At 58.4% G+C, this 2,589-nt stretch carries 2 protein-coding genes; one reads left to right on the plus strand and one right to left on the minus strand.

From position 1 onward, the window contains the following. The coding region (locus D8U61_RS27920) for a hypothetical protein (RefSeq protein WP_206663090.1) at positions 1-184 on the plus strand (184 nt) is incomplete at its 5' end. On the opposite strand, the gene D8U61_RS16635 is transcribed toward D8U61_RS27920, so the two are convergent. Further along, positions 181-2,232, minus strand: a complete 2,052-nt coding sequence (locus tag D8U61_RS16635) for an EAL domain-containing protein (RefSeq protein WP_016773430.1) — start codon at positions 2,230-2,232, stop codon at positions 181-183. The genes D8U61_RS27920 and D8U61_RS16635 overlap by 4 nt on opposite strands. Between the last annotated feature and the right edge of the window lie 357 nt (positions 2,233-2,589).

Below are 2,589 nucleotides of genomic sequence, written 5' to 3' on the forward strand. Positions count from 1 at the left end.
GCAGACTGGCGGTAGCCAGAGGCATACGAATCATGGCGAACATCCTGCTTCGGTAGTTGAGTGGACTGGCGCCGGTGGCGCGCAAAACTGCGACATAATGCAAATCTTTCGCATTATGTGTAAAGGCGTGCTTGGAAATATTTCTTATTTAGGCAGGTGTGATGGCGCGATCTTGCGCTTTTAGAGAATGGCCGCGTTGCTGCGTTGCGCCTGCTTGAGGTAAATACCCAGCTCCCGCGCCGGCAGCGGTTTGCTGTAGTGGTAGCCCTGACCTTCGTGGCAACCCTCGGAAATGATGTAGGTTTCCTGCTCGGCGGTTTCCACGCCTTCGGCAATCACCTGCATGCCCAGGCTCTTGCCCAGTTGAATGATCGCGCGAACGATGGTCGCGTCATCGTCGTCATCGAGCAGATCCTGAACGAAACTCTTGTCGATCTTGATCTTGTCCAGCGGCAGGCTTTTCAGATAACTGAGGGACGAATAGCCGGTGCCGAAGTCGTCGATCGCAATCAGCGCACCGGAGCGGCGCAGGCTGAGCAGATGCTGGGCGGCGGTGGTGATGTCTTCCATCAGGCCGGTTTCGGTGACTTCCAGTTCCAGACTACGCGGCGGCAAGCGGTACATTTGCAGCAGGTTGTTGACCACCCGTGGCAGCTCGGCGTGGTGCAGTTGCACGGTGGACAGATTGACCGCCATGCGCAGATCGACAAAACCCTGATCGTGCCACTCGCGCAACTGCTTGCAGGCCTGATCGAGCACCCACTCGCCGATGGCGATGATCGTGCCGTTCTGTTCGGCCAGCGGGATGAACAGGTCCGGCGGCACCAGACCGTGTTCCGGATGTTGCCAGCGAATCAGCGCTTCGACGCCGACCACGCGGTGATCGCGATAACTGATCTGCGGTTGGTAGACGAGGTAGAACTGGTCGCGGATCAGCGCATCGCGCAAATCTTTTTCCAGCTCGCGACGACGGCGCATCTCGCTGTCGACGCTGGCGATGTAGAACTGATAGCGATTGCGCGAGCGGGTCTTGGCCAGGGTCATGGTCTGTTCGGCTTTCTGCAACAGCTTCTCGGTGCTGTCGCCGTCCTCCGGAAACAGGGTGATGCCGATAGTCGCGCGCAGGCGGATCTCCTGATCGTCGAGGGCGAAGGGCGCCTCAAGGTCATCGAGAATGCTCTGCGCCAGTTCTGCAGCTTCATAAGGCTGTTCAATGTCGGCCTGCACCAGCGCGAACTGATCGCCGCCCAGACGAGCGAGGGCGCCAAGACGACCACTGTGGGCACGTAAACGATCGGCCAGGGCCAGCAGCAATTGGTCGCCGGTCTGGTAGCTGAATTGCTCGTTGATGCCCTTGAAGTCATCCAGACCGACGCACAACACGGCGACGCGGCGCTGCAATTTGCCGGCATCGACGAGAATCTTGTCCAGTTGCTGCTGCAATTGCTGGCGGTTCGGCAGACCGGTGAGGAAGTCGTACTGGGCCATGCGCAGCAGGCTGTTTTCCGCTTCGTGGCGCAGGTGGGTGTTGCGTTCGATGGACTCGAGCAACTGGTTGGCGGTGTTGATCCACAGGCCCAGCTCGTTTTTTTCGTGGCCCTTGATCTGCGGAATCTTGTGCTCGCTGGGACGATCGGGGTTGATCTCGGTGAGGTGCTCAATGATTCGCGACAGCGGTTTGGTCAGCAGCCAGTGATAGACCAGGTACAGCACCAGGCCCAACGCCAGTGCGCGCAGCACGCCGGAAATGAAAATGATCACCGAGCTGACGATGAAACCTTCGCCATAAGTGGCGGTGTCGAGTGTGATGCTCAGGTCGCCGTAGTATTCGCTGTAAGGGCCACGGCCGACCAGCTGCGTGGTGAAGGTGCGTTCCTGGCCGAGAATCAGGTCGGTCAGCCAACGGCTGTTGGAATGCTGCAGCTCGCGGGATTTCTGCGCCAGCATGGCTTCGTTGGGATGGCCGATCGAGGCCTGACGCACGGCGTCGTCCTGAAACAGCCCTTCGATCACCTGCATGCCCATTTCCCGATCCAGGCTGTACACGGCCTGGGTCGATGGATCGCGGAACATGTCGAGGATGCGCTCGGCGTCGCCGGCAACCGCCTGACGGGTCTTGTAGGCATCGAAGACAATCTGCGCGCAGCTCAAGACTACGCCTACGATCAATGCCGACAGGAGCACGACCCGGAGCAACTTCACCGACAAGCTGTTCTTGAGTTCCAGCTTCAAAGGGTTATTCCTTGTTCCGTGCGGGTAGCGTCAAGTTGCCATGAGTATTGGCAATCCCGGGTTGGCAGTCAAAGGGACAATCAGGCACGGGAAAAGTCGCCGTGATCCTGGCCGCAATGTCGTCATTTGAGTAATAGCTCTGAATCAACTGTGTCGGTTGCAATTGCCTTCAACTTGAGCACTGGGCCAAAGATTTTTTCCTTTCTGTGATGGTAGACGGCTGGGGGCTGGCGGCAAACGGCGTGAAGCTGCTTTTACCGTGCGAGAAACGCCATGCGCCGGGCATAAAAAAACCCGGCCGAACAGACTGTGTGAAAACCTAGCAATCTGCGCAGCGCTCAAAGAAAATGCTCCGTA

This window comes from Pseudomonas sp. Sample_14 (assembly GCF_004307515.1).
GTDB classification, from domain to species: Bacteria; Pseudomonadota; Gammaproteobacteria; order Pseudomonadales; family Pseudomonadaceae; genus Aquipseudomonas; species Aquipseudomonas atacamensis.